Source organism: Virgibacillus profundi, assembly GCF_002287375.1.
GTDB lineage: Bacteria > Bacillota > Bacilli > Bacillales > Amphibacillaceae > Virgibacillus_K > Virgibacillus_K profundi.
The window spans coordinates 24,911-51,526 of the sequence record NZ_NPOA01000018.1 but is presented as its reverse complement, the minus strand read 5'-3'; the positions used below and the strand labels follow the sequence as shown (position 1 = coordinate 51,526).

28 protein-coding genes are annotated in these 26,616 nt (G+C 37.7%); 13 read left to right on the top strand and 15 right to left on the bottom strand.

The features are described 5' to 3' along the window. The 4 genes from CIL05_RS20110 to CIL05_RS20095 form a co-directional block, all read left to right on the top strand. Positions 1-2,197 (top strand): Cna B-type domain-containing protein (locus tag CIL05_RS20110; protein WP_133065313.1); only part of this gene is annotated, 2,197 nt, incomplete at its 5' end. Positions 2,198-2,442: 245 nt separating this feature from the next. Continuing rightward, on the top strand, positions 2,443-3,150 hold the full coding sequence (locus CIL05_RS20105; RefSeq protein WP_095657325.1) for a response regulator transcription factor: 708 nt from the start codon (positions 2,443-2,445) through the stop codon (positions 3,148-3,150). Between the two features lie 45 nt (positions 3,151-3,195). Beyond that, positions 3,196-3,360, top strand: coding sequence for an aspartyl-phosphate phosphatase Spo0E family protein (locus CIL05_RS20100; RefSeq protein WP_095657324.1), 165 nt, complete (start codon positions 3,196-3,198; stop codon positions 3,358-3,360). 48 nt (positions 3,361-3,408) lie between these two features. Then, a complete protein-coding gene (locus CIL05_RS20095; RefSeq protein WP_095657323.1) occupies positions 3,409-3,987 on the top strand; it encodes a hypothetical protein in 579 nt (192 codons plus the stop codon). Between the two features lie 207 nt (positions 3,988-4,194). On the opposite strand, the gene CIL05_RS20090 is transcribed toward CIL05_RS20095, so the two are convergent. From CIL05_RS20090 to istA, 4 genes are all read right to left on the bottom strand, one after another. Continuing rightward, positions 4,195-4,644 (bottom strand): YndM family protein, encoded by a 450-nt coding sequence (locus tag CIL05_RS20090; protein ID WP_165769183.1) that lies wholly within the window; start codon positions 4,642-4,644, stop codon positions 4,195-4,197. A gap of 442 nt (positions 4,645-5,086) precedes the next feature. Next, positions 5,087-5,392: a hypothetical protein gene (locus CIL05_RS20085; protein ID WP_095657321.1), complete on the bottom strand. Its 306-nt coding sequence runs from the start codon at positions 5,390-5,392 to the stop codon at positions 5,087-5,089. Positions 5,393-5,753: 361 nt separating this feature from the next. Beyond that, the gene (istB, locus tag CIL05_RS20080) at positions 5,754-6,518 is read right to left on the bottom strand and encodes an IS21-like element helper ATPase IstB (protein WP_095657320.1); all 765 of its coding nucleotides are present in this window, start codon (positions 6,516-6,518) and stop codon (positions 5,754-5,756) included. Then, positions 6,515-8,101, bottom strand: coding sequence for an IS21 family transposase (istA, locus tag CIL05_RS20075; RefSeq protein WP_095657319.1), 1,587 nt, complete (start codon positions 8,099-8,101; stop codon positions 6,515-6,517). Before istA ends, istB begins: the two co-directional genes overlap by 4 nt. A gap of 171 nt (positions 8,102-8,272) precedes the next feature. On the opposite strand from istA, the gene CIL05_RS20070 reads away from it, so the two are divergent. The 3 genes from CIL05_RS20070 (at position 8,273) to CIL05_RS20060 (ending at position 11,162) form a co-directional block, all read left to right on the top strand. Further along, complete coding sequence (locus CIL05_RS20070; protein WP_276245358.1) at positions 8,273-9,196, top strand: DUF3231 family protein; 924 nt, start codon at positions 8,273-8,275, stop codon at positions 9,194-9,196. A gap of 141 nt (positions 9,197-9,337) precedes the next feature. Then, positions 9,338-10,183: an MBL fold metallo-hydrolase gene (locus tag CIL05_RS20065; protein WP_095657318.1), complete on the top strand. Its 846-nt coding sequence runs from the start codon at positions 9,338-9,340 to the stop codon at positions 10,181-10,183. A gap of 238 nt (positions 10,184-10,421) precedes the next feature. Then, positions 10,422-11,162, top strand: coding sequence for a pirin family protein (locus CIL05_RS20060; RefSeq protein WP_095657317.1), 741 nt, complete (start codon positions 10,422-10,424; stop codon positions 11,160-11,162). Between the two features lie 135 nt (positions 11,163-11,297). Here CIL05_RS20060 and CIL05_RS20055 read toward each other — a convergent pair whose 3' ends face one another. Then, positions 11,298-11,546, bottom strand: a complete 249-nt coding sequence (locus CIL05_RS20055; protein WP_095657316.1) for a hypothetical protein — start codon at positions 11,544-11,546, stop codon at positions 11,298-11,300. A gap of 169 nt (positions 11,547-11,715) precedes the next feature. Between CIL05_RS20055 and CIL05_RS20050 the strand changes: the two genes are divergently transcribed. Further along, positions 11,716-12,012: a hypothetical protein gene (locus CIL05_RS20050; protein ID WP_133121096.1), complete on the top strand. Its 297-nt coding sequence runs from the start codon at positions 11,716-11,718 to the stop codon at positions 12,010-12,012. Positions 12,013-12,072: 60 nt separating this feature from the next. Here CIL05_RS20050 and CIL05_RS20045 read toward each other — a convergent pair whose 3' ends face one another. Next, a complete protein-coding gene (locus CIL05_RS20045) occupies positions 12,073-12,435 on the bottom strand; it encodes a hypothetical protein (protein ID WP_095657314.1) in 363 nt (120 codons plus the stop codon). Further along, positions 12,432-12,584, bottom strand: a complete 153-nt coding sequence (locus CIL05_RS22370; RefSeq protein WP_165769182.1) for a hypothetical protein — start codon at positions 12,582-12,584, stop codon at positions 12,432-12,434. The genes CIL05_RS20045 and CIL05_RS22370 overlap by 4 nt, the downstream gene beginning before the upstream one ends. Before the next feature lie 157 nt (positions 12,585-12,741). Here CIL05_RS22370 and CIL05_RS20040 point away from each other — a divergent pair, with 157 nt between their 5' ends. After that, positions 12,742-12,987 (top strand): hypothetical protein, encoded by a 246-nt coding sequence (locus tag CIL05_RS20040; RefSeq protein ID WP_095657313.1) that lies wholly within the window; start codon positions 12,742-12,744, stop codon positions 12,985-12,987. After that, complete coding sequence (locus CIL05_RS20035) at positions 12,965-13,375, top strand: AbrB/MazE/SpoVT family DNA-binding domain-containing protein (RefSeq protein WP_095657312.1); 411 nt, start codon at positions 12,965-12,967, stop codon at positions 13,373-13,375. Before CIL05_RS20040 ends, CIL05_RS20035 begins: the two co-directional genes overlap by 23 nt. A gap of 72 nt (positions 13,376-13,447) precedes the next feature. Here CIL05_RS20035 and opp4C read toward each other — a convergent pair whose 3' ends face one another. The 8 genes from opp4C to CIL05_RS19995 form a co-directional block, all read right to left on the bottom strand. After that, entirely contained in the window at positions 13,448-14,371 is a 924-nt protein-coding gene (gene opp4C / locus CIL05_RS20030) for an oligopeptide ABC transporter permease (RefSeq protein ID WP_095657311.1), read from the bottom strand. An 11-nt stretch (positions 14,372-14,382) separates the two neighbouring features. Then, a complete protein-coding gene (locus CIL05_RS20025; RefSeq protein ID WP_095657310.1) occupies positions 14,383-15,351 on the bottom strand; it encodes an ABC transporter permease in 969 nt (322 codons plus the stop codon). Positions 15,352-15,516: 165 nt separating this feature from the next. After that, a complete protein-coding gene (locus CIL05_RS20020; protein ID WP_095657309.1) occupies positions 15,517-17,352 on the bottom strand; it encodes a peptide-binding protein in 1,836 nt (611 codons plus the stop codon). A gap of 135 nt (positions 17,353-17,487) precedes the next feature. Further along, positions 17,488-18,501, bottom strand: coding sequence for an ABC transporter ATP-binding protein (locus CIL05_RS20015; RefSeq protein ID WP_095657308.1), 1,014 nt, complete (start codon positions 18,499-18,501; stop codon positions 17,488-17,490). Continuing rightward, positions 18,498-19,487, bottom strand: a complete 990-nt coding sequence (locus tag CIL05_RS20010; protein WP_095657307.1) for an ABC transporter ATP-binding protein — start codon at positions 19,485-19,487, stop codon at positions 18,498-18,500. The genes CIL05_RS20015 and CIL05_RS20010 overlap by 4 nt, the downstream gene beginning before the upstream one ends. A 458-nt stretch (positions 19,488-19,945) precedes the next feature. Further along, positions 19,946-20,443: a hypothetical protein gene (locus CIL05_RS20005; protein ID WP_095657306.1), complete on the bottom strand. Its 498-nt coding sequence runs from the start codon at positions 20,441-20,443 to the stop codon at positions 19,946-19,948. 7 nt (positions 20,444-20,450) lie between these two features. Next, positions 20,451-21,455: a DUF3231 family protein gene (locus CIL05_RS20000; protein WP_095657305.1), complete on the bottom strand. Its 1,005-nt coding sequence runs from the start codon at positions 21,453-21,455 to the stop codon at positions 20,451-20,453. Positions 21,456-21,459: 4 nt separating this feature from the next. After that, on the bottom strand, positions 21,460-22,482 hold the full coding sequence (locus tag CIL05_RS19995) for a DUF3231 family protein (protein ID WP_095657304.1): 1,023 nt from the start codon (positions 22,480-22,482) through the stop codon (positions 21,460-21,462). Between the two features lie 164 nt (positions 22,483-22,646). Here CIL05_RS19995 and CIL05_RS19990 point away from each other — a divergent pair, with 164 nt between their 5' ends. From CIL05_RS19990 to CIL05_RS19980, 3 genes are read left to right on the top strand one after another with little or no spacing between them, the layout of a single operon-like run. Beyond that, positions 22,647-24,206 (top strand): spore germination protein, encoded by a 1,560-nt coding sequence (locus tag CIL05_RS19990; protein WP_095657303.1) that lies wholly within the window; start codon positions 22,647-22,649, stop codon positions 24,204-24,206. Next, complete coding sequence (locus CIL05_RS19985; RefSeq protein WP_095657302.1) at positions 24,203-25,321, top strand: GerAB/ArcD/ProY family transporter; 1,119 nt, start codon at positions 24,203-24,205, stop codon at positions 25,319-25,321. The genes CIL05_RS19990 and CIL05_RS19985 overlap by 4 nt, the downstream gene beginning before the upstream one ends. Beyond that, positions 25,302-26,480, top strand: coding sequence for a Ger(x)C family spore germination protein (locus CIL05_RS19980; RefSeq protein ID WP_095657301.1), 1,179 nt, complete (start codon positions 25,302-25,304; stop codon positions 26,478-26,480). Before CIL05_RS19985 ends, CIL05_RS19980 begins: the two co-directional genes overlap by 20 nt. The last annotated feature ends 136 nt before the right edge of the window (positions 26,481-26,616 follow it).

The following is a 26,616-nucleotide window of genomic DNA, read 5'->3' as shown; positions in this document are numbered from 1 at the left end:
AGTAAATGACTATACTACTGAAATTGATGGAACGAATATTATCAACCATCATACACCAGAAGTAACAGAAGTATCTGGCATAAAAACATGGGATGATTCAAATAACCAAGACGGTGTTCGTCCAGAGTCAATCACAGTAAATCTCTTAGCGAATGGTGAAGTAGTTGATTCGATTGAAGTAACAGAAGAAGACGAGTGGACGTATAGCTTCACTAACTTAGCGAAATTTAATGCAGGAGAAGAGATTGTTTATACAGTAACTGAGAACTCAGTAAACGACTATACTACTGAAACTGATGGAACGAATATTATCAACCATCATACACCAGGAAAAACAAGTGCAACAGTCACGAAGAATTGGCAAGATGCAAATAATCAAGATGGTAAACGTGTAGATGTTATAGAAGTTCAACTAACTGCTGAAGGAGAAGCGTATGGTGATCCTATAGAGTTATCTTCAGAAAATAAATGGACTTACACATGGGATGGTCTAGACGAAAAAGCAACAGGAGAAACAATTAAGTATTCAGTAGTTGAATTAACAGAAGTACCAGAATATGAAACAACTGTAAATGATACAGATCATGGTAACATCATCATCACAAACGCATATACACCAGAAGTAACAGAAGTATCTGGCATAAAAACATGGGATGATACAAATAACCAAGACGGTGTTCGTCCAGAGTCAATCACAGTAAATCTCTTAGCGAATGGTGAAGTAGTTGATTCGATTGAGGTAACAGAAGAAGACGAGTGGATGTATAGCTTCACTAACTTAGCGAAATTTAATGCAGGAGAAGAGATTGTTTATACAGTAACTGAGAACTTAGTAAATGACTATACTACTGAAATTGATGGAACGAATATTATCAACCATCATACACCAGAAGTAACAGAAGTATCTGGCATAAAAACATGGGACGATACAAATAACCAAGACGGTGTTCGTCCAGAGTCAATCACAGTAAATCTCTTAGCGAATGGTGAAGTAGTTGATTCGATTGAAGTAACAGAAGAAGACGAGTGGACGTATAGCTTCACTAACTTAGCGAAATTTAATGCAGGAGAAGAGATTGTTTATACAGTAACTGAGAACTCAGTAAACGACTATACTACTGAAACTGATGGAACGAATATTATCAACCATCATACACCAGGAAAAACAAGTGCAACAGTCACGAAGAATTGGCAAGATGCAAATAATCAAGATGGTAAACGTGTAGATGTTATAGAAGTTCAACTAACTGCTGAAGGAGAAGCGTATGGTGATCCTATAGAGTTATCTTCAGAAAATAAATGGACTTACACATGGGATGGTCTAGACGAAAAAGCAACAGGAGAAACAATTAAGTATTCAGTAGTTGAATTAACAGAAGTACCAGAATATGAAACAACTGTAAATGATACAGATCATGGTAACATCATCATCACAAACGCTTACACACCAGAAACGGTTGATATTAATGGTGAGAAAACGTGGAAAGACGCTGATAACCAAGATGGTATTCGACCAAATTCAATTACATTGAATCTTTTTGCAGATAATGAATTTGTTGAATCAGTAGAAGTAACAGAGGCAGGCGATTGGAGCTTTAGCTTCACAAATCTACCAAAACATAAAGGTGGAAAAGAAATTGAGTATACAATTTCAGAAGAAAAAGTAGAAGGTTATAAAACAACAATCGATGGCTTTGACATCACCAACGTTCGAGTTGGCACAACATCAGTAGAAGGAACAAAAACGTGGAAAGATGATAACTCAAAAGATCGTCCAGATTCCATCGTTGTAGAACTCCTTCAAAATGGTAACAAGATTCAAGAAGTGAAAGTCTCAGCAGCTGATAGTTGGGCATATAGCTTCACGAATTTACCGGAATTTGACGAGGATGGCGTAGCTTATATTTACACAATTGAAGAACAAGTGGTAGCAGGATATATTTCGACAGTAGAAGGTTATGACTTAATAAACACCCTAATACCTGTCATTTCGGAAGATGAAGTATCAGAAGGAACTACACCTGATTCAAAAGACGATCAAAATGGTCCTGCAAAAGAAGTATCAGGTACAACTGATTCAGGCAGTAAATTACCATCTACAGCAACAAATATGTATAATTTACTTGCTCTTGGAGTTGGATTGTTAATTGTTGGATTTGCTATATTACTAGCTTATCGAAGAAAAAGGGAAATATAGTAGAGGTGCAATGTTATTTATATTTATAAATAATTTATTGCACATGTAAAAATAAGGGGTTATAAAGAGCTTTCGTATACAAATAGGTATGCGAAAGCTCTTTGCTTTGTGTTAATTAGATTGAAGTTATGAATTGTATGGAAATTGTTGAGTTGAAACAATTATACTATTTTACTAGGTACAATTATCCAAAAGTTGATGTTGGAGTACTAAACAGTAGACACAAGGCAACTGGATGATGGGAGTTGGAAGGTATTATAAATATTATTATTGTAGACCAATTGAATGTTCATAGTGAAGGTTTACAATTAATCATTAATAGTGAACAAGACATGAAGGTAATAGATATAGTGAATAACCAAAATGATTTATTTAACAAATTAGTAAAGTCAAATCCAAATGTAATATTATTCCATACCCAATTGATGAATTCAAAAATTGGCGATAGGATCCACGATTTTAAGAAGGAAAATCCTGATGTTAAGTTGCTTTATTTAACTTTTAATTATGATAAATATGTAATCTACGGTGGTATAGAAAATAGAGTGGATGGATTTTTGCTATATAGCTTACCACCAAAAAAGTTCATTAGTGTGATTAGAGATGTTTATAATGGTCAATATGTTCTATCCGGAGAAATTGCCAAAGTTATAGTAAAGGAAATTAAAAATACCAGGTTTTCAGTTAAAGAAGTTTTAAAAGAGAGACTGAATGAACATAATATTTCAGTGTCCCAGCGGGAGTTAGATATTTTATACTTATTGTATCTTAATAAGAAAAATAAAGAAATTGCAGATACAATCCAGGTATCAGAGAAATCGGTGCGAGGCTATGTAAGCAGGGTTTATAAAAAAATAAAAATTAATAATCGAAAACTGGCAATAGAATTTCTCAAAGAAATTGTAGAAAGGAAAGAGGGTGTATATCCAGTATCTCCTAGTATTGATTTTTAATTATCAATACTAACAGTTTTCATTAAAGAAAGGACGTAAAATGGTTTGTCTGATAGCAATGATTTAATAAAAAGGATAGAAGAAACTAGAAAGATAATGTATGAAACCTACGATAGAAGACCGAATGACCCACAACTATTGGATATTTCACAAAAGTTAGATATACTTTTAAATGAGTATGTTCTAGTTTTAGGAAGTTTAAACAAATGATAGGTTGTACTGAAATAAATTATATATATTTAAAGGAAAGGTGTTGCTATGAAAAAAGAAGTAACTTTTAAAGAGAGTCGCATTATTGGAACGACTATTTTGTTAATAGGTATGGGCTTTTTGATGAGTTTTGTACCAGAGGGAAATGTGTTGTTACTACTGTTTAATTCTATATTAGCTTTAGTGTCTTGTCTTTTATTCTATTTATTTTGGAAAAAGACGAGACATAATAGTAAACGATATTTCTCCTTGCTTTCGTATGTAATGGTAAATACATTATCGATTTATTTCGCAATCCCATTACTGCGGATATATTTTTTAACCATAACATTTTGGATTGGCATTATTATGTTGATTGTAATGGTTATATTACCTTATTTATATTCCAGAGAAATAGCTTTTGGAGTCCAAAAACCAAGTAAATCAAAATTAGGGAGAATTTATTTTGTTTTTGCAATACTAATCATTGCTTTTGGTTCAACAGTTTTTATGGGTTCCTTGTACACTTCGAATCCTGATGCTATAGTTTTTGCTGTACTTGGATTTGTAATGGCACTTTTATTTTTATTCATCTCTCCTGTATTTCTAATTAAACCAAAGGAAATGAACGAAATTACTAATACATAATAAGTCGTTACTTGGCGAAGTCAACCTTACAGATAAAAAAAAGGGAACAGACCAATTGAGCATCAAAAAATTTGTTCTCCCTCATGCCGAATTATTTAACCTTCAATGTTGGTGGTGTGTAATGGTGAAGAAACAGACCAGCCTTTATCTAGTTTAACATCTTATATTGACTCACTATAAGATGCAGAGCATAGAACGGTTGAAAAATTATTTGTCCCCGTATTCCTTTTTACCTGCAATCGTTTGTGCATCTGTTTCCTCTGCAAATTCGGTTTGTAATTGCTTTTTAGTTCCAAAGCCTCTTTGATGATCATCTGAAAATTGATTTTGTATATAGATATGAATTAAAGGTTCACCACAGGTCATAAAGAAAGCTGCCGTTAAGGAAAGGAGAATTACAGGCATACCTTCCGCAAGAAATAAATTTCCCAATAGCCATATGGAAAGGAATGCTAAACCAAAATCTGCAATGGTAGCTGTAACATTGCCAAACCTCCGTAGTATAAACAAATCACCAATAAGGTAGGAAATACCTGTGACAAGTAAACTAATCCAGAACAAATTCAACAAAGTAGCATTATAAATAATCCCGAATAAGGAGAAAACCAGAATAGCAATTACAATAAATTTAATCCCTAATACTTTTAAATGAGCCATGAAACTCATCCTTTCTTATTTATTATTAGTAGTATTTGTTAGTTTAGCTAAAATATCATAATTTTTATGTAAGCAACCGAAAAGCTCAACCCTCTCGTCTATTTAACATCCTTATTATTTTCAAATCCCAATAAAGAATTAACAAAATAAACGGGTGAAGCAAAGCCGAATAGCCTAATGCCCAACCATTATAATAAAAATAGTCAATCCATATTTTAAGGAATGAGGTTTTGTTTCCGAAGTTTTTCTTGGCAGATAAGAAAGATAAAATACTTTCTTACTGCATAAGTGCGGGCTTTGAGCTGTCACCTAAAGGCTGGTGACAACCAAGTTTTCTAAAAATAAAAAGGAACCCATTTTGAAGAAAGCTTGACCAAAATGGGTTCCTGTTCATATTTAACTTTAAACCACATGAAGTCCCCTTAAAACAGGGACATGCCTATTATTGATTATTTTGCTGATTTTGAGCTTGCTGGGCTGCTTGGGTCGCTTGAGTTGCTTGTTGTACTTGCTGTGTAGCTTGTTGCAATTGTTGCTGTGCTTGCTGAAGTTGCGGGTTTTGCTGTGCACTTGCTCCAGCTTGCGTTTGCGCACTTTGTAAACCTTGTTGCGCTTGTTGAAGTGCTGCCTGAGCCTGTTGCAACTGCTGCGGATCAGCACTCGCTTGCGCCTGTTGTACCGCCTGTTGTGCTTGCTGAGCTTGTTGCACAGCCTGTTGTATCTGTTGCTGAGAATCTTGTTGTGCCATAATAAAAACCTCCATTTATTTAAATCTATGTTCAGCACTTACACTTCCCTTGTTTCTTTTAATTATGTATTCTAGCTAAACTTATTGTAAAGCTACAGAAAGTTCCCCAGTTACTACCTTATTAAAATGGCATCAATTCTCACTGCTTTATTCTCATATTTTTTCCAAAAAAGGGCATATTATTCTTGGTATATTAAATAGGAGGTTGTTCACATGGAAGATAAAACAAGCATTCGGTTAACGGCTGCAGAAATGTCCACCTTATGGACTCAGTATGTAAATGACACACTAGCAGTCTGTGTTAATACATATTTCTTAGAGAAGGTGTAACCGTCAAGTAAAAAGTTACAGTTTTCGCTAATTAATTTGTTACACTTTCTTCTTCAAAAATAGATGATCTATGTTTCATCCGATAACTATCCCCATTTAAGTGAATGATCTCTGCTCGATGAATAATTCGATCCAATATAGCTGTTGTTATAGCCGGGTCGCCTAACAGCTCTCCCCACTCCTTCGGAGCCTTATTGGAAGTTAGGACAATACTGGCGTTATTATACAAGTCATTAATTAAATGGAAGAATAAGTTTGCTTCGTGTGGGTCCATTGCCATAAACATCAGATCATCAATAATAACGAGATCAGCGTTTCGTATACGCTTCATTCTAGTTTGCGATTTGCGTGTAATTTCCTCGGTTTTCAAGGCATGAATCAGATCTCCCATGGAGGTGAATATAACCTTATAACCTTGATTAATGGCCTGCATCCCCAGCCCAATCGCCAGGTGTGTTTTGCCAACACCCGGCGGTCCAAGCAGGATAATGTTGAATAGCTGCTCAATCCACAATAACTCCTTCAATTTATTAAATTGCTTTTTGCTTATGGACTGTTGCTCACTTACATCGAACGAATCCAACGTTTTCTGATAGGGAAATGTTGCCCATTTCAGTCGTTTTTCTACCTGTTTTTCGTCACGTCTTAGTTGTTCGTAATCCACCATTTTCATAAGCATGCTCGCATATGTTTCATCATTTGACTCAGCCTCCTGTAAGAGTACTGGTAAATGATCTGCCGTTTCCGCAAGGCGAAGGGACTTCAATTTACTCTGTAATGTCGTTAACTGAATCATCGTTTATCCCCCTCTAAAACGGATACGTATTCATTTATATCCCTTATTTGTGTATTTGTTTGAACAATTGAATCACCCAAAGGGTGGAGTGGCCTTGGCGTATTCCCTCGGGAATATATTTTTTCTTCAGTAACTGTTACTCCCCGTTGTCGTTCAAGATAGTGAATGACATCGCTAAAATCTGTTGCACTAAATAGTTGTTTCTTCATACACTCTTCCAAAGCCAAGTCTAACAATCGATGTTCATATTTCTTAATTTGTTTGGCTATCATCTGGAGTTGATCACGAATGTAACGTTGCTTTCGCGTATAGATTTCGTTCAAATACAATCTTGCTTTTTCCTCATCTGTGAATCCTGCTATAACTGTTTCAATAAATGTATCGATACCTTTGGTGCGATCACGCTTATGCTTGTTATTCTGAATCAGTTCTCCTTTTCCAGGGTCTATTTTATGCTTTGCGATGATCGGCCCGCCTTTTGATTCTCGTATACAAAGGTACGCATCATCAGTTGTTTCAATATAAACCTTTTTTGTCTTATGAAATGTCCCTAGAGGGACGCTGTATCGATTGGAATCATACCAAATGACATTGTCCTTACGAACATTTCTTGTTATACTTGATTCATAGTGGTTATCGGCATATTCGTCGATACGTTGAGAGATTGGTCGCAAGTGTTGCTTTTCGAGGGTGAACACTTCTACCGGTCTCTTTTTTGTTGTATGATGAATTTTGTAATTACCAGTGCGCTCTAACCAATCCCAACCTGCTTCATTCCATGCTTCAAGTCCATAATATATTCGGTTTTTCGCAAAGTTATATTTGATATACTTAATTACATTTTCTATTTTTCCCTTGCTCTGCGGATCAGCTTTCCTACACATTCTTATCGTCAAATCTCTATCTTCTTTATAAGTCTGGAATTCATACGTCAGGATTAAGTCCCCACTATTTTCACTGACAAGGATCAGCGCATCCTGGTCATAAACAATCTCGTCTGGAATTCCTCCTTCAAAATAGTGAAAGGCATTCTGGTGGGCACGAACCACATCCCTGGTAGTAAAGGGTCTATCCAACCACTCTTTATATTTATACCGTGAATTAGATAGGACAAACGCTATCACATAAAGTTTTACCTTTTTGCCATCGGGAGTTAATTGCTCCGTTTGCCCAAAATCGACCTGCATTTGTTTTCCCATCGGCAACTCCGGTACAGCCTCATAAGATCGAGGGTTCGATTCCTTTTTAATATCATATTCCCTGCGTAGTTCCCTTACATAGAGTCGTACCGTACTTTCAGCTACTTGCAGCTCCTGATATTTCTCCATAAGCCAATCAAATACTTGGGCAGCTGTCAGGTCAGGGTGTTCACGTAACCAGGAAAGAATCAGTTCTTGATATTCATCCAATTTCTTCTTTCTAGTTTTTGTTTGTGTAACCCATTTCGCCATATCCTGGGGATTACGTTTTAAGTAACGGTATACAGTTACCCTGGATATACCAAGTTTTTCAGCCACCTTTACTTTACTAAAACCTTGTTTTAATAATTGCTTAATTTCCATATACATTTCCCACTTATCCACCTTTTTTGCCTCCATCACTGTTGTAGTCTATCAAACTACCATTATAGCAGTGATGGTTCTTTTATTTTATGCCCATTTTCGCGCCGGACAGTTTTTATATGGCTGCCCTCGGGCAGCCATATAAAAACTGCACTAACATCTGGAAAAGTGTAAACTTTTATCTAGCGGAAACTGTATACTTTAGTTTATCAGTCACAGAAGGTAGAAGATGAAGAAGTACGTCCTATTATTGAATCAACATTGAATGTGGCAAAGAACAATATTTTAATAATGAGCGATATTTTTACCAAGGAAAAATTCCCTATACCTATAGGATTTACGGAGCAAGATGTAAATCCACAAGCCCCAAGATTATTTTCAGATACTTATGTACTCATGTATTTACGGGAAATGTCCATTCTTGCAATGGCAGCAAGTAGTGCAGCATTGGGATTGGTAACTCGATCTGATGTAGTTATATTTCATAAAAGGGTGTTAAATGAAGGGGTTGAATTGCAGGATAAAACACGGGATTTGATGTTAAAACAAGGTACCTATGTAAGACCTCCTTATATATCTATTCCAGATAAAGTGGATTTTGTAGAAAAGCAGCAATTTTTGGCTGGTTTTTTTGGAAACAAAAGAGCAATTACCTCTGTGGAAGTTACTCATTTGTTTTTAAATGTCCAGACTAACTCTATTGGAAAAGTTCTAATGATGGGATTTGCGCAGATAGCCAAAAATGAAGAGGTTAAGCAATTTTTACTAAGAGGGAAAAAAATATCTCAAAAGCATATGGATATATTTAGAAAGTTTTTAACAAATGAGGACTTACCTGCTCCAATGAGTTGGGATTCTGCCGTTTCAGATAGTACAGAAAATGTATTCTCGGATAAGCTAATTATGTTTCATGTATCAGCAATGATAGCAGCAGGTATTGGAAATTACGGAATGGCTATGGCAGCAAGCCCAAGAAGAGATTTAGGATTAAGGTATGCGTCTTTAGTTCCAGAGATTTCCCTTTACGCCGAAGATGGAGCCAATATTATGATTAAACACGGCTGGATGGAGGAACCACCACAGGCAGATGACCATGAAGGTTTGACGAAGGGGTAGAATCAAAAGCTCTTTTCCATATTTTCGAATATGGTCCCAATTTTCCCAAACCGGCTGAATGCCAGTTTTTTCATGCTTTATTACTTTTAAAACAAGGGAAACTATAAAGGTAAAGTTTATGAAGAAAGCAGGTTTTGATCGATGGAAAAAGATATGAACTATGGAAGTGATTATAAATTTATTCCAGCCACTTCAATCGGAACTGGAGTTGGAATGGAATTATTGCCTGATTTATATCAGCATACGATTCAGATTGTTAATATTTGCCTATATGGTGATCCTGATTCGGATGAATTTGTGTTGGTTGATGCAGGAATGCCTGATTCAGCAAATGAAATTATTTCTTTGACGGAAGATCGCTTTGGAAGTAATAGCAAACCGAAAGCAATCATTTTAACACATGGCCATTTTGATCATGTTGGGGCAATTATAGAATTAGTGGAGCATTGGAAAGTCCCTGTTTATGCACATTCGCTAGAGATTCCATTCTTAACTGGACAGAAAAGCTATCCGGAGCCTGATGCAACGGTGGAAGGTGGTATGGTTGCAAAAATGTCCCCATTGTTTCCAAATGAGCCAATTAATTTAGGAAACCATATACAGACTCTTCCTTCAGATGGCACTGTTCCATATATGCCAGGATTTCGTTGGATTCATACTCCAGGACATGCACCTGGTCACGTATCTTTTTTTAGGGACGAGGATCGCACTTTAATAGCTGGTGATGCATTCGTTACTGTAAAACAAGACTCCCTTTATAAGGTATTTACACAGGAAAAAGAAATAAGTGGACCACCAAGATATTTAACGAATGATTGGCAAGCAGCCTGGGATTCAGTAAAAAAATTAGAAGCATTACAACCAGCTATAGCAGTTACTGGACATGGATTACCAATGAATGGTGAAGAATTAACAGATAATCTGCAGAAACTTGTTCAGGAATTTGATAGCATTGCTATCCCTGATTACGGAAAATATATAAATTGATTGAGTAGTAGCAAAGTGACTACCAATAAAAGTAAACCTAAACCCACTTATTTTAAATTGAAGTAAGTGGGTTTTAGACATATTCCTGTAATTTTATAATCAACTAAACTGTGGATTCGAAAGAAATACTAATTGTTCATAGTATGTTAGAATTTACATATAAAAGAAATGAAAGAACAGTTAAAGACTGACCGCTAAATATAGAGATGAATTTTGAAATGAAAAAGGAGAATCTACCATGCTACAAAAACTCCAAGCAGGAAACCACCCACAGCCTTTCAAAGGTCCATTTTCCATTACCAGAATCCAGCCAAGTGATATTTTGAAAGAAGATACAGGTGATACTGCGTTCGGACCGTTAAGTAATATTGATCATGCGGTGATGAAAAAAGGGTTGACAATAAAAATGCATGAACATGTTAATGATGAAATTTTCAGCTATGTGTGGAAGGGAATATCCTATCACAGAGATTCAGCTGGATTTGAAGCACCTATTGCACCAGGTAAGCTGATGATGATGAATGCCGGCTATAGCTTTTGGCATGAGGAAAAGGTTAAAAAAGATGAAGTTGAAATGCTTCAGATTTTCGTTAGACCACGTGAGACGGATCTCGAACCAGCTATCCAATTCCGTGATAAGCCAGTAGATAACAGAGACTGGTACCTTATGGTGGGACCAGAAGAAAGTGATGCGCCTCTTTATGTTAGGCAAAATGTTTTCATTTATGATGCACATCCGAAAGCAGGAGATGAACTGAATATCCCTGTTCATGAAAGCTTAAAACCTTTTCTATATGTCCTGGATGGTGAAATTATCATTGAAGAATTAACTATAAATAGGCTAGAAGCTGTGACCGATTTAGAAAATAAGATGCCTTCATTTACTGCGAATGCTGAGTCAACGGTTGTTTTGTTTTTCGTAGATATGGACGCTCCAATGTCTATAGCGGGAACAATTAGTGGGTTGGGGAGAAAATAAAGCTAATGAAAAAGAATCCAATTCGGTATAGATTCAAATTGGATTCTTTTTGACTCTTTCATTCTTAGTTTATATATTATTGTCCATTCAAATCAATTCCCAGTAAAAATAATTGCACCAATTAATATATCATATTCAGGAAGTAATTTCCTCCAATGTAACAGTTTCGATTGTCTTTATCTTCTCTGCCTCTACTAATAACTGTTTTACAAAAGTACCTAATTCCATTGGCGAAAATGAATCTTGTACTCCCTTAATAAGTTGCAGCATTTCAGCATCTATTCGCTTATCTCTTTCAATATAGTTCAGGTTTTCACCCTTTTCATTATGTACAGCGTTTTCTTTTTTTAATACTTTCACTGCTTGCATTAGTATCTCTTCCATTTTATCCCCCCTTTATATATCCCACTTATTCATATACCCAATTTCGTTTATCCTAAAACGAGTTTTTCCAAAATTACTGCGATTATTAAATTCTATTCTGCCGCTCCTAGATTATTGCAGGTGGCTTTGGGATAGAAGTACTAAAAAATTGGCAGGCTTTTAGACTTATATGATACGAAATTTTAAAACGTTAGGATCAGATAAAGAAGTAATTAAAAGGGGAAGAAAACAAATGTGGGTAAGAAGTCAAAATAAAAAAGAACTAATTAACTGTACATCATTTTCAGTAACAAAAAATATCGGTGGCAGGAAAAAAAGTGCTGTTACTGGTTCGATTTCCAATGGTATTTGGGGGCGAAGAGAGATTCTGCTGGGGTTATATGACACAAGGGATAGCGCGCTAAATGAATTAACCATGCTGCAAGAAGCGTTGGTTAATAATACAAAGGTATATGAAATGAGCTAATTCATTTAAGCGTGGCACAGGGATCACAATGTTGTGACCCCTTTTTATATAGGCCCACTTCTATAAAAATGAAGATTGGCTTCCATTAGATGAGTTACTGTTTACATTTCTTGGTAATTGATGTGTTTTTTCCATGACGAGTAAATAATTTCTATCGATTGCTTTTTTCAATCTGAATAAAATAAAGACTCCAAATGATAGTTGGATAATAGCTAAAGGAATAAGTAGGATGTTTTCAGCGAATTTATCTAAAATAAAAATAGAAATAAACAATACGAGTTGAGTAATAATTACTTTTTTTGATCGTAAAATGATTGATCCGACAAGCGATAAAATAGCGATAATAAAAATAAAATTAAAATCATGAATAAAGTTACTGAATAACAGCTGCGTTGATGAAAATAAAATTGGATATATACTCATGAGTTAACATTTCTTTCTGAAACAGCTTCCCTTTGCTCCAATTTTTCTGCATCATAGTCATAAATGATAAACCCTCCACCAAGACCTTCGTTAATCATTTCATCTATTCCATTGCGACAGCTACAAGCTTCCATTGATTGCTTTTCCATATAAATCTCCTCCTTACTTTCAGTATCCTTCTTTTTAAGTTGTAATTCCTTGACGTACGTCAATTTTTATTACTTTTTTTCATTTTAAATAAGTTAAGGGATGATTGCCGTTACACAAAGGACAAGGCGCTCGTAAACTATTATGGAGGTGTTATTCATGTTTACGGTTTACGATGCTGCTTTAATTCCCTTAATCGTAGGGCTGGTAGAGGTATTAAAAAGGTCTGGACTTCCCAAAAGGTTACTTCCCATTGCAGCATTACTTTTTGGGGTGGCTGCAGGAATATTCTACGTATTTCCCAACGACCTGAAAAGTGGAATAATTGCTGGAATAGTGATGGGGCTTTCCGCAAGTGGATTATATTCGGGAAGTAAAAATATTGTTGAAAAAGAAAAAAAATAATTGCGAAATTGTTGTTTTCTTTTCCGGAAAAGATGGAATACGTATTGGTGAGGTGAATAAAATGTATTGCCTGGAGAATTACAAAACGATAGGCAAGCACGGAATGATAAATTTGCCCAAAAAGTGGCGTTTGAAACTGGGATTTAACTATGGGGAATTAGTCGAGATTCGTCTCCATAACAGGGAAATATGGATCTGCCACACCCAAGAGGAAAACACAGAAAATCAAAGATATATATCTACTAAAGGAACCGTAAATATTCCATCAGAAATTAGAAAACTACTGGAGATAGGGGCAGATACCAGGTTTCGTTTTTATGTGACCCCGGAAGAGAATGCATTCGTGCTTGTACCTATCCACCAAACGAGTGAAGCTCCCGTTCGTTGATTGAAGGGGAGGGACGCTGTTTCATATCATAAGCCTCTCATCGAGCTTTTTTTGAGAGGCTTTACTATAAATTCATCGCCGGTTACTCTTCGGATCAAATGCATCCCTTAATCCATCCCCAATAAAATTGATAGCCAGAACAGTTACCAGTATTCCTAACCCTGGTGGGATCCATGCTTCTGGGTGATTACGTAATATTCTTATGTTTTGAGCCTCAGAGATCATATTACCCCAGGTCGGTGTTGGCTGTGGAATACCAAACCCGATAAAGCTTAAAGCGGATTCAGCAATAATCATGGTTGCCATCATTAAGGTGGCATTAACGATAATTGGGCCAATAGCATTTGGAATAAAGTGTTTGAATATTATTCTAAAATCGCTCGCACCAATCGCCCGTGCGCCAAGAACAAACTCCTGTTCACGCAATGATAAATACATTCCGCGAATAATCCGGGTTAAATTTGGCCATGCCGTTAACGCAATAATCGCTACGAATAAGCCAATTGTCACTTTATCTACAATTGCCATTATCGTCAAAGCAAGCACGAGAAACGGCAGCATCAGCATAATATCTGTTGCGCGCATGATAATGTTATCGATTATTCCACCATAATAACCACCAATTGATCCAAGCACAACACCAATAACCAGTGTGAAAAACATGGCACTTAATCCAACAATTAATGAAATCCGGCCACCATATAACAAGCGGGAAAAGTTATCCTGCCCCATTCCATTTGTACCTAAAATATGCTCCTCACTTGGTCCTTTTTCAATCAATAAAAGATTAGTCTTCTCCGGATCCAGGTCTGTAAATACCGGTGCGAGGATACATAGGATAATAATGATTAACAAAATAAATACACTGATTAAGGCCATTTTATTTTTTAAAAACCTGCGTAATGCTAATTGAAATGGACTATTGCTTTTTTCCTTATTTGCATTCGGATTTGTTTCCGGATTTTCAGGTTGTATTTCCTGTGGATTTGATTGCATATGATTTCACCTCAATCGTATCGGATTCTTGGATCAATAATACTGTAAAAAATATCGGCCAGTAAATTACCTATCAGAATAAGTATGCCAAGTATCATGGCAATCGCCATAACTACCGGATAATCACGGTTTGTGACTGAACTTAAAAACAAGGTTCCAAGCCCCGGATATTGAAAGACTTGTTCAGTAATTACTGCGCCGCCCAGCAATACACCAATTTCAAATCCCATTAATGTAATGATTGGAATAAGCGCATTGCGAAGTGTGTGTTTGTAGAGGACACTGCTGTCAGACATGCCTTTAGCTCTTGCTGTTCGAATATAGTCACTTCCAAGCACATCAAGCACTTCTGAGCGCATGTAGCGCATATATGTTGCTGTACCAGCTAATCCAAGTGTTATTCCAGGTAAAATCATATGGTGAATACGATCAATAAATGCTTCAAAACCAGTGACACCAGGGGCAGACATTGTTCCTTGTGCAGGGAACCAGCCTAATTTAATTGACAGGATATAGATAGCAATCAGTCCAAAAAAGAAATTTGGTATTGCGAGACCGAGAAAGCCAAAACCGGTTGCGCCATAATCCAGTAGAGAATAAGGACGTTTGGCTGAATAAATACCAATCGGAATAGACACGAGAATGGTTATACATAATGAAAAAAATCCTAAATAAAGTGTGTTTGCAAATCGGGATTCAATTAATTCAGCTACAGAACGTCCGTTAAAAACTAATGAATTACCTAAATCTCCTTGTGCAACAGAACTGATCCAGCGACCATATTGAACAGGTATTGGATCATTTAATCCCAAGGCTTCCCTTTGTTGCTCGTATACTTCAGGATCAACATTCGGGTCAGCAAGTGATTGCCCTGTTAAAGCATCCCCTGGGGCTAATTGTGCAAGCCCGAATACCATAATCGTCAAGATAAAAAGCATTGGAATAAAGACAAGAATGCGGCGAATGATATATTTGTACATTTTCTCCCTCCCTTTGGTGATAGGTGTTGGATTGTCTATTCTCTATATTTGGTGAAAAACCGGTGAGAATTCCGGGAAGAGTGCTTCTCTAGGCCCGAAAGCCTGTCAACTACCATTTTAAAAAGAAAGAGCATGCGCCAGAAACGCACGCTCCTCCATCAAAAGTTACTCAGATACCCACCATAAGTGAGGGTCGTTTATGAACCCATATGGCATTGGAGCAACGCCATTTAATCGTTCGTTGAAACCGTAAATTTTATTTTGTGCATACAGGAGAAGTGCTGGTAAGTCTTCAGAGAAGACAGACTGCCATTCACTGTATTTCTCTGCACGGTAATCCTGGTCAAAGGCTTCCGGTGCCTGCATGGCTTCAAGCATTAATTGATCAGATTCCGGATTGTTCCAGCGGCCAAAGTTATAAGCTGCTTCAGATTTCCATAATCCTGATGGATCCGGATCGCCACTACCTAGGCTCCAACCAATCAAGTAAATATCCCAATCGGTATTATCGTTTGTCAAATCTTCCACATATGCTGTCATTTCTTTTGGCTGTCTCAGGTCAACCTGAACCCCGACTTCTTCAATAAACTGTGCAAGAATTGGTGCAGAAGCTTCACGAAGCTGGTTCCCCGTTGGATAGTTAATGTTTACAACCCATTCTTCTCCATCGGGTGTTTCTCTTAATCCATCATCATTTGTATCGACATAGCCTGCTTCATCAAGCAGTGAATTCGCTTTTTCAGGATCATATTCATATGCGGTTACCGCACTTTCATCATATGCCCAGAACTGCTGTGCAATTGGTGCGTTAATCACAGATCCATGTCCGTATAATAAATTATCAACAATCGCCTGACGGTCAATTGCATAGGCAAAAGCCTGCCTTACAAGCTGTTCACTCATATCCTCATTTGGTACCCAGTTATCCGGTTCAATTGTTCCACTTTCAACATCCGCATCTGTTCGGTGATTTGTTTTAAAGCCCATCAACTGATAACCAAAATCGGTTTGCTCAATGATCTCGATATGATCAAGTGCCGCTACTGTTTCATAGTCAGCTGCTGGAACACCATTTGGATCGGCAATAAAGTCAATTTCACCGTTTTCAAGCAGACCGAGCATGACAGACTGATCGACAATACGCCAGACAATCTGATCCAGGTATGGCTCTGCTTTCCAATAATCCGCATTCTTTGTTAGTACATACTGCTCCCGTTCAAGCATTTCTGAAAATACAAATGGCCCTGTTCCGATAACTTCACCGGCATTTAATGTTGCCGGATGTGAAGGTATTTCAGCGACTGGAACGTCTCCAAAGATGTGTTCAGGAATAATCGGGAAGGCTACATCTTTTAAAATAGTAACGTTCGGTTCAGTATATTTAAAGGTAACGGTATAATCATCTTCTACCACAACGCCTTCAAATTCATCTGTCTCTCCACTATTAAATGCTTCATATCCAACTAATCGAACAACATATTCAGTTCGAACTCCACCTGCTTCAACATATCCCGGACTTGCCATAGCTTTATACGTATAAACAACGTCTTCAGCTGTAAAAGGTTCACCGTCATGCCATGTGACACCCTCTTCAAGTGTTAGCGTTATCTCCGTATTATCATCATTAATGGTCCAGTCCTTTGCCAAATTTGCTTCGAATCCAAGGTTTTCGTTTTGACTAAGAAGTGATTCATGGGTAAAGGCTAAAATATTATCTTCATAAGCTTCCTCGTAAAAGATTGGGTTAAACACACCGGCAGGAGCTGTGTCCATTGCCCCTGTGAGTGTGCCGCCTGATTGAGGCTCATCACTTGCTGGTTCTTCTTCCTCTTCCTCTGCACCATCATCTGTTTCTTCTTCAACAGGGTCTTCCGTTTCTTCCGTATTATCAGGTTCCTCTGACTCTGCCTCATCTGTATCACTATTACAGGCTATCAGGACAACACTAAGCAAAAACAACAAAATGAGAATAGCTATACCATTTTTATAATGCTTAAACAAACTATTTCCCCCTTTAAATTTAATATGAATTTTAATTTTAATACAGCCTGCTACGCATTGATCACCTCCTAAATCTATTAGTATATATTCCGAAGCTCCTTGAATTATTCTTTGAAAGGGAATTGCTTATAAACCTTACTTTTCCTGTGTATAGAGATGACAGGAAACAAAATGCCCCTTTTCTAATTCTGTTAATTCAGGGCGTTCCACTGCACAACGATCATGTGCAAGGGGACATCTTGTTCGGAATGTACATCCTGATGGTGGGTTGGCCGGATTTGGCAGATCTCCGGTCAGCTTGATTTTCTCTTCTTTAGGTGCTGGATTTTCATCTGTATCAATGACAGGGATGGATGTAAGCAATGCTTGTGTGTATGGATGAAGGGGGTTGCTGTATAAGGAATGTTTATCGGCAATTTCTACAATTCTCCCTAAGTACATCACAGCCACACGATCACTAATATGTTTAACAACACTCAGGTCATGGGCAATAAATAAATAGGTTAATCCTAGATCTTCCTGCAAATCTTTCATAAGATTTAAAACTTGAGCCTGGATGGAAACATCGAGTGCTGAAACAGGCTCATCACAGATGACAAACTTTGGATTTGTGATCAGTGCCCTGGCTATGCTGATACGCTGTCTTTGTCCTCCTGAAAATTCATGTGGATATTTCAGACGATCTGCAGCACGAAGGCCAACTTTTTCAATGATTTCAATTGCTTTTTCCTTTCTTTCCAATCTAGTAAGAGAGGTTTGCACGAGTAATGGTTCCTCAATTAGTTCTGCAACACTCATTTTTGAATTCAATGAAGCAAAAGGATCCTGAAAAACAATTTGCATATCACGTCTGTATGGACGAAAATGCCTCCGTTTTAAATGGGAAATTTCTGTTCCGCTAAACTGAATGCTTCCTTCAGTTGGATCAAGTAAACGGAGGATAACCCGCCCAAGTGTTGATTTTCCTGAACCTGATTCACCGACAATTCCGAGCGTTTCTCCTTTATGTATATGAAAGGAAACATCATCAACTGCTTTTAAATGGCCGATAGTTCGCTTCAAAATGCCACCTTTGATCGGGAAATATTTTTTAACATTTTGTACATCTACTAGTACATCCTGAGCCGATTCCTTTGAAAGAATAGTCATTCCTGTTCCCCCTCATTCTCATAAAGATAGCACCGGACAAAATGATCTGTTTCAATTTCTTCCAGCTCCGGGTTTGATTGTTTACATTTTTCCATGACAAAAGGACAACGTGCGGAAAAGCGGCATCCAGCCGGAAAATTGTATGCAGGGGGGACGGTGCCTTTAATTGTTCCCAGTCGATCAGCATCTTCGTCCATATTTGGCAGACTTTCCAACAAGCCTTTGGTATAGGGGTGTTTTGTATGTCTTAACAGCTCTTTTGTTTGTGCATGTTCAACGATCTGACCCCCATACATAACCATTACGCGATCAGCATATTCAGAAACAACACCAACATCATGTGTAATGAGCAATAATGCCATATGATATTTTTCTTTCATTTCTGCCATTAAATCGAGAATCTGTGCCTGAATAGTTACATCCAATGCTGTAGTTGGTTCATCGGCAATCAGCAGTTTTGGTTCACAGGATATAGCCATCGCAATCATTACCCGCTGTCTCATCCCACCGGAAAGCTGATGTGGGTACTCTTTCATTATTTCCTCGGCCCTTGGTATGCCAACTGTCTTTAATAGATTAATAGCTTTGTCACGGGCATCTATTTTACTCATTTTCTTATGCTTCCTGAGTATCTCGGTAATTTGATTTCCGATCGTATAAACAGGGTTTAATGCTGTCATTGGTTCCTGGAAAATCATCGCAATTTCATTGCCGCGAATTTTTGTCATTTGCTTTGGATTTAATTGAATAATTTCCTCTCCATCTATTAAAATATTGCCTTCAACTATACGCCCGGGTTTATTAATAAGCTGCATAACGGAAAGGGCTGTGATGCTTTTTCCACTGCCCGATTCCCCAACAAGGGCAACCGTTTCACCAGGATAAATGGAAAATGATATATTATCGACTGCCCTTGCGACTTTGTCATCATCCAGATAAAAATATGTTTTTAATTGTTCGACATCCAATACGGGTTCTTTATTCATAGGAACACTCCATTCATTATAGGAATTAGCGGGATATGTAAGTGTCTTAAAATATAGTTCTACCCAATCTGATAATAGTATTTGCTCGTATATCCTATGAGGGCGGGCTGTTTTATATTCATGTGAAATAGTAAATTTTGCTTATTGGTTAAACAAAATGTGGCTAGGTGAAGGGATTGAAGAAGGCAAAACTGCAATTAGTTATATGTGGGCTAATGTATATTTCTAATAAGCAAGGTATCCGTCCATCGATCCCGTGAAATATATCTGTTCCAGAGTTGAGATATCCGTTCTATTGGACAGTTAACTCATATTTTTGTCAGTACGGTCGTAGAGAGGAGTTCTATTATACAAATCCTTACCCCGTACAAGAATCTAAAAAAATCCATTCATCCAGCGAAGCTTCCTTCCAGGAACAGGAATAGCCTTCAAGGCTTATTTCAAGTCTTGAAGGCTAATCAGGAAGTTCCGGCAGCTTCCTTTTTATATAAATTCAATAAAATCCATCTTATAAATGCACCGACACCTAAACCAATTGGTAAAAACAGGATAGGCAGCCACATTGGACCAATTAAGTATCCGAAAATCGTGAATCCCGGTGAAAAAATTAAGCCCACTGTTACAAAGTAGGCTGAAAAAACAAGTGGCAAATAAGCAAAAGGCCTTTTTCCACCGCCAGCATCCTTGTAAGCATCCCAAATAGCAAAAAAATACAAACATGGATAAAACATGAGCCATAAATAATTTGTTTGTGCTATTGCTTCTTCAATTTTTAAGTTAAAACTTAATACAATAATACGATTAAAATTGCCCATGACATTAACCAGGATTTCCAAACCTACCAGTAGCAATCCTTTTACATATTTATGATTTAATAATTGACCAAACCCGGGAAGAGCAATACTCCACAGCAGAGCTTCCAATTTTTTGCTTTTTTTATTTATCTTTGTCTCCATAGTTGACCTATTTCGCTAAATCTTTCCTGTCAGCTGCCATAGGGGGTTGTTCCATCCAGCCATGGTCAATCAAAATCTTTGCACCTTCATTGGAGTATTTGGCAATTTCTGCTACTAAACGGGCGTAATGAACACCTAAATCATGTCTTGGGCTAACAGACATAGAGGTACCATATTGCCCCATGCCGGTTGCTATCAGTGTCGTAATTAAAAACGTCATTAGTTTATCTGAAAATGGGGAGACAGTGGAATCTGTTACCTCTGATGTCAACAATAATGCCCCATCATGCATATTATCCTCATGTAAAATAGACGAAAAGATTTCCATGTGTTTCAACGATATATCTCGGCCTTTTTCAAAATAGCTGCGAATCTCTTTTGATTTAGCAACCTGACTAAATCCGGTAATAATCGCATGGCCGATTGCATTACGTTTTGCATTAAATACAAGGTTGGTGATCTCCACACCTAGCAGTGGTCTACGGTCAGAAAACCATCCTGCCAGAAAGCTTTTGTTCTTTACAAAGTCTATCTGGTTTGGCTTTGGAATTTGTGGTGTGCGAATAAAAGTACCCTTTGCCTTGGATAATTCCTTTGCCTGTAGATGAAGCTCTATTACTTTTCTTAAATTATCAGCATAATAGTCCATGACATCACCCCGTTCAGCAACGGACAAAGACACGCTATAAACAGCGAGTGACATAATTGTCAGATTGAAAACAAACTCCAAATAAAGTCGATCTGAGAAAAGTCGCGGTGCTGTTAAATCGACATCCTTCTCGGTAAACCCTTGTGGTATAGGATAATTTTCTTTATTAAAAAAGTCCTTTAATGCTGTAGTATTGTCCTCCATAAATTTTTTTGTATCCTCAAGAATGGAGCGGATTTGTTCATCCTCCACATTTGTTAAAAAATGCTTTATTCCACATATTCCCATGGTGTCACTTAGGTAAGCGGTCCAAAGTGTGGAGATTTCTGCAGCTGTAAGCTCAATATGTTCGTGATTTCCCATATGTTTATTCCTTTCTTGTATTAGATTTGGCTAATTCATCCCGGTCGACCATTCGGGGTGGCTCCTCCAGCCATTCATTGTCTATCATCAGGTTTGCACCATCTTCGGAGTATAATGCGATTTCTGCAGTAAGCCGTGTATAATTTGCTACTAAGTCTCTTCTTATATTTGTGGAGATACTAAGACCATAGAATCCAATTCCAAGGGCAATCATTCCAGTAACATGAAACAGCATTAACTTGTCGGAAAAAGGGGCAATATTATTGGAATCCGTTACCATGGAGTCTGACCCCATTGGTGCAGGGACATCTTGTTCATTTAAAATGGAGCTAAACACGTTTACATGCTTTTTTGCAATCTGCATTCCTCTGGAAATATATTCTGTTACTTCTTTCGACTTTGCTACCTGACTAAAGCCTGTCAATGTAGCAACACCCAGACTATTGTGCACGATATTCGAAAACAGACTGGCTATCTCCAAAGCTGTTAACGGTCTGCGTTCCCCGAACCATCCGGTTAGGAAGCTCTGCTTTTTTACGAAGTCTACTTCTTTCGGTGTAGGGATACTGGGTGGACTGTTGTATAATCCTTTCGATTTTGAAACAGATAGAGCAGTTTCATGGAGTTCATTAAACTTCGTAAGTCCTTCTGAGAAAAATTGATAAATATCTTCTCGTGTTGACATACCTACAGCAGCTGAAAACGAAGCCATCCCGAGCATTCCCATTTGGAAAACATATTGTAAAAAGTAGTTATCTGTATATAATCGTGGAGCTTCAAGGTTTACATCTTCATTTGTAAAGCCAATCGGAATTGGCTTGTTTTCTTGTTCGAATATACTGGTAAGCTTTTTTAATTGTGATTGTGATAATGTCTGTGCCTGCTCCAGAACAGGGCTAATATCTTCGTCCTCCACCTTTTCTATAAAATAGGAAAGGACAGTAGATGTTAGACTGGCATTCATATAAGCTCCCCATACTTCAGCTATTTCTGATGCGGTTAAATTTACCTCTTTATTTGATTCCATCGATACCTTACCTCCTATATAGCTGTATAGATTTTTAGTTTCTCGGAAAAACATATTTTTATACAGTCTGTTTGGAACCTGTGGGCCACAATGTTTTTGTATAAAGAGACATAGAAATGGGAAACCAAAGGAGAGCAACTATTTAAATGACTTGAGGGGATTAAATGGCACGGCGTGCTTTTTCTAAGGGAAGAAAAAATCAAGGAAAACAGAAGAATAATGAACAAAGCACAACAACAAAACTGGAAAGTTATTTAGCTGCGAATATCCAGCAGTTAAAGCAACTATTAGATCAACCAGGTGATCTAGTGATTAGGGAATTTACGGTTGGAGAGGCAAACATCACAAGTGCCATTGTTTATATTGATGGATTGATTGATAGACAGTTAGTTCAGGACAGTATATTGGGAAACTTGCAGGATATATCAGTAAAACGGCAGTCACCTGAGGAAAGTACAGAGTTGTTCAATGAAATTTATCAAACATTTATTTCCATTACTTCGATAGAGAAGGGGAACACCCTTGATGATGTAGCAAATGCTATTGTTTCAGGGAAAACTGTCTTTCTTTTAGATGGACAGGAAACCGTTTTAATTATGGATACAAAAGGTGGGGAAACCCGTTCGATTGAACAACCAATTTCGGAAACGGTCGTTCGAGGACCAAGAGCGGCATTTGTTGAAAACCTTGGAACAAATTTATCCTTGCTTAGAAGGTCTATCCAGACCCCGGATCTGCGCTTTAAGACACATCAAATTGGCAAACGAAGTAAGCGAAGTCTTGTCGTTGCATATGTTGATGGTGTTATTAATCCAAAAATTGTTAAAGAAGTGAATCGCCGGTTAGAAATGATTGATATTGATGATGCCCCTGAATCTGGATTCATAGAACAATGGATTGAAGATAGCTTCTTATCCCCATTTCCGCAAATGAATACGACAGAAAGAGCGGATAAGGCTGCCTCAGGGCTTCTGCAGGGAAAAGTGGTGATCCTGTTGGATGGGACACCATTTGTTTTAATTGCACCAGTCACTTTGGGAGATATTTTAAAATCACCAGAGGATTATTACGAGAGGTGGCTTATCGGTTCATTACTCAGGTCTTTACGCTATTTTGCCGCTTTTATCGCACTATTTCTTCCAGCATTATACATTTCATTAGTAACCATACACCCAGGGCTGCTTCCCTCTGAACTGGCATTATCCATCGCTGCATCAAGGCAGGGAGTACCTTTTCCACCGGTCGTGGAGGCATTTCTAATGGTAATCACGATGGAATTATTACAGGAAGCAGGGATTCGACTGCCAACCCCGATTGGGCAGACGATTGGAATCGTTGGCGGGCTGGTGGTAGGAGAGTCGGCGGTGTCTGCGGGGATCGTTAGTCCGATTATGGTAATTGTCGTTGCACTGACGGCGATTGCCGCATATGCAAATCCGTCGTTCAGTATCGGTATAACATTCCGCATCGTCCGCTTCGGATTTATGCTAGCTGCCTCAATTTTGGGCTTGTTTGGTATTATCCTTGTTTACATTATGATTAATATCCATCTGGTTAATTTGAAGAGCTTTGGCATACCATATTCAACACCGTTTGCCCCAACAATGGCGAGAGACTGGAAAGATCTTGTGATACGTGCACCGATGACGATGTTAACGAAACGGCCCAAATTTTTGGAGCCAGAGGACGCTAAATCTGGAAATAAAGGAGCAAAAGATTCATGAGATCTTTCGAATATGGGGATGAGAAGATAGGTGGGAAAGAAATAATGATTGCCATTCCATCAATGGTGATTGGTGTAGGCATTCTCTCATTACCCAGAAGTATTTCTGTCGATACGATTGGTTCTGATGGATGGATTGTTTTAGTAATCGGTGGTCTCATTAGTGTTCTTATGGTTTGGTTGATGGCTAAACTGGCATCTGGTTTTCCGCATCAATCCTTTTTCTCCTACGCTTCAACAATTGTGTCAAAGCCAGTAGCAATCGTACTCACTTTTTTATTTGCAATTCTATTTATCTCTGTAGCGGCCTATGATATACGTACACTTGGGCATATCTCCCAGCAGTATTTATTTGACCACACACCTGTCGAGGTCGTGACCCTGTCATTTTTACTTGTTGTCGTCTATGCAGTTGCAGGATCACGGGCGGGCTTGTTTCGCCTGAATATGCTGTTTTTGCCAATCATTATTTTTATTATAGCGATTGTGTTGGTTATGAATCTAAAATGGCTGGATTTAACTAATTTATTGCCAGTGTTTCAAACAGATGTTAAGGGATATTTAAAAGGGATACATACTAGTAGTCTTTCCTATATGGGTATTAGTATTGTCTTATTTTATATCGCATTCGTTGACCAGCCAAAAAAAGCCCCTAAAATGGTTGTGCTCGGTATGTCGATTCCAATTGTAATGTACGTATTAATTTATTTAACTTGTCTGATGGTATTTGGTTATACTGCTACATCCCACTTACTTTTTCCAACCATTGATTTGGCAAAAAGAGTGGAGCTACCTGGTGGCATTTTGGAAAGAGTTGAAGCAATTTTCTTTGTCGTTTGGACGATGGGTGTTTTTAATACGACCGTAATGGCAGTCGATGTGGCCATTATGGCACTGCATTCTATTTTTAAAAAGATGAAGAAAATGCAGCTCATTTTTATTTTAAGTCCAGTTATTTACTATATTGCATTATTTCCACGTGATACCGGTCAAATTATTTTATTTGGAGACTTCCTAGGTACGTATATGGTTTCATTTGCCTTTATTACAACGATTGTATTAATCGTAATCGCTAAAATAAGAGGGGTGAAGCCAAATGATAAAACGAATGCATAAGCTCTTAAGCTGTTTTCTTGCCGTCATTCTGCTCACAGGTTGCTGGGATGTAACTAATATTGAGGATAGAGGATTTATTATGGGAATAGCAATTGATTTGGCTGAAGAAGGGAAGACAAATGGAAATTACCATTTAACAATGACAAACCAATTTGCTGTACCACCAGGTTTAAGTGCTCCCGGTGGGGGAAGCGGTGGGGGTGGAAAGGCATTTGTGAATTTATCAGCTAGTGGGGAAAGTATCTATGCGATTGGCCAGGAGATGGCTAATAAAATAAATAAACTGCCATTTTTTGAACATTTAAAAGTAGTTATTGTATCTGAAGAAGTTGCAGCTATACCACAGCTTTTTGCAAATGTTATGGATGTTTTTATCCGCAATAGAGATGCACGCAGGGGTATTAAAGTGATCATTGCGAAAGAGAAAGCGAAGGATATTTTAAACATCCAACCGGAAAATGAAAAGCTGCCTGCTCGGTATATCAATCAAATACTTGAAAACAGTATAATAAAAACAGGTGAACTGCGGCCGGTAAGGGTTGGCGAAGTTCATGAACATTTACTTGCGAAGAGCAGCTTTGTGTTGCCTGAGGTAACGAGTGGCGACTCGGAGTTAAACTTTGTGGGAGGGTCTGTCTATAAGGGGGATTCTAATATGCTAATTGGAAGTTTGAAGCCGAGTGAAATGCTTGGATTGCATCTGATAACTGGTGAAAAACTGGGGGGAACAATTGAATTTAATTTTAAAGATCATTTAACAACCTATTCGATCAGGGAAGCAACTAGCAGGGTTAAAGTTAATGCAAAGGATCCTGAAAACATCGATATAGCTGTAACAATTAATATGGAAGGTGAAATCCAGGAAACCTTTGGGACATTCATACTTAAAGAACCTGGAGTAATCACAGCCTTAGAAAAGGAAATTTCCGCTAAAGTGAAGAAAATTGCCGATGAAATGATTAAAAAAGGGCAAAAAGAACTAGAGGCAGACATATTTGGTTTTGCGGATAATTTAAAAAAATTTCATTATCATACATGGGAAAAAATAAAAAAAGACTGGGATCATGGTGAGAATTACTTTGCGAAAAGCAATGTGAGTGTAACGGTGGATGCTCAAGTCCGCTCAGATGGTGTTGTCGACCAGTCGAAGCATAAGTGAGGAGAGTGATGGGAAATGTGGGATGTTTTGCTGGGGTTTTTACCGCAAAAATTAATATTTATTTGTACAGTGCTGGCCTTCGTTGTACCATATTCAGTTTACAAAATTAATCAGAAGCTGCATGAAAATGGTGATC

What these genes read in the sequence shown, in the direction of transcription:
- CIL05_RS20095 (WP_095657323.1), top strand. Translation starts at nt 3,409, where the DNA reads ATGAAAAAAGAAGTAACTTTTAAAGAGAGTCGCATTATTGGAACGACT.
- CIL05_RS20090 (WP_165769183.1), bottom strand. Translation starts at nt 4,644, where the DNA reads ATGGCTCATTTAAAAGTATTAGGGATTAAATTTATTGTAATTGCTATT.
- CIL05_RS20085 (WP_095657321.1), bottom strand. Translation starts at nt 5,392, where the DNA reads ATGGCACAACAAGATTCTCAGCAACAGATACAACAGGCTGTGCAACAA.
- istB (WP_095657320.1), bottom strand. Translation starts at nt 6,518, where the DNA reads ATGATTCAGTTAACGACATTACAGAGTAAATTGAAGTCCCTTCGCCTT.
- CIL05_RS20065 (WP_095657318.1), top strand. Translation starts at nt 9,338, where the DNA reads ATGGAAAAAGATATGAACTATGGAAGTGATTATAAATTTATTCCAGCC.
- CIL05_RS20060 (WP_095657317.1), top strand. Translation starts at nt 10,422, where the DNA reads ATGCTACAAAAACTCCAAGCAGGAAACCACCCACAGCCTTTCAAAGGT.
- CIL05_RS20055 (WP_095657316.1), bottom strand. Translation starts at nt 11,546, where the DNA reads ATGGAAGAGATACTAATGCAAGCAGTGAAAGTATTAAAAAAAGAAAAC.
- CIL05_RS20050 (WP_133121096.1), top strand. Translation starts at nt 11,716, where the DNA reads ATGATACGAAATTTTAAAACGTTAGGATCAGATAAAGAAGTAATTAAA.
- CIL05_RS20045 (WP_095657314.1), bottom strand. Translation starts at nt 12,435, where the DNA reads ATGAGTATATATCCAATTTTATTTTCATCAACGCAGCTGTTATTCAGT.
- CIL05_RS22370 (WP_165769182.1), bottom strand. Translation starts at nt 12,584, where the DNA reads ATGGAAAAGCAATCAATGGAAGCTTGTAGCTGTCGCAATGGAATAGAT.
- CIL05_RS20040 (WP_095657313.1), top strand. Translation starts at nt 12,742, where the DNA reads ATGTTTACGGTTTACGATGCTGCTTTAATTCCCTTAATCGTAGGGCTG.
- opp4C (WP_095657311.1), bottom strand. Translation starts at nt 14,371, where the DNA reads ATGCAATCAAATCCACAGGAAATACAACCTGAAAATCCGGAAACAAAT.
- CIL05_RS20025 (WP_095657310.1), bottom strand. Translation starts at nt 15,351, where the DNA reads ATGTACAAATATATCATTCGCCGCATTCTTGTCTTTATTCCAATGCTT.
- CIL05_RS20015 (WP_095657308.1), bottom strand. Translation starts at nt 18,501, where the DNA reads ATGACTATTCTTTCAAAGGAATCGGCTCAGGATGTACTAGTAGATGTA.
- CIL05_RS20010 (WP_095657307.1), bottom strand. Translation starts at nt 19,487, where the DNA reads ATGAATAAAGAACCCGTATTGGATGTCGAACAATTAAAAACATATTTT.
- CIL05_RS20005 (WP_095657306.1), bottom strand. Translation starts at nt 20,443, where the DNA reads ATGGAGACAAAGATAAATAAAAAAAGCAAAAAATTGGAAGCTCTGCTG.
- CIL05_RS20000 (WP_095657305.1), bottom strand. Translation starts at nt 21,455, where the DNA reads ATGGGAAATCACGAACATATTGAGCTTACAGCTGCAGAAATCTCCACA.
- CIL05_RS19995 (WP_095657304.1), bottom strand. Translation starts at nt 22,482, where the DNA reads ATGGAATCAAATAAAGAGGTAAATTTAACCGCATCAGAAATAGCTGAA.
- CIL05_RS19990 (WP_095657303.1), top strand. Translation starts at nt 22,647, where the DNA reads ATGGCACGGCGTGCTTTTTCTAAGGGAAGAAAAAATCAAGGAAAACAG.
- CIL05_RS19985 (WP_095657302.1), top strand. Translation starts at nt 24,203, where the DNA reads ATGAGATCTTTCGAATATGGGGATGAGAAGATAGGTGGGAAAGAAATA.
- CIL05_RS19980 (WP_095657301.1), top strand. Translation starts at nt 25,302, where the DNA reads ATGATAAAACGAATGCATAAGCTCTTAAGCTGTTTTCTTGCCGTCATT.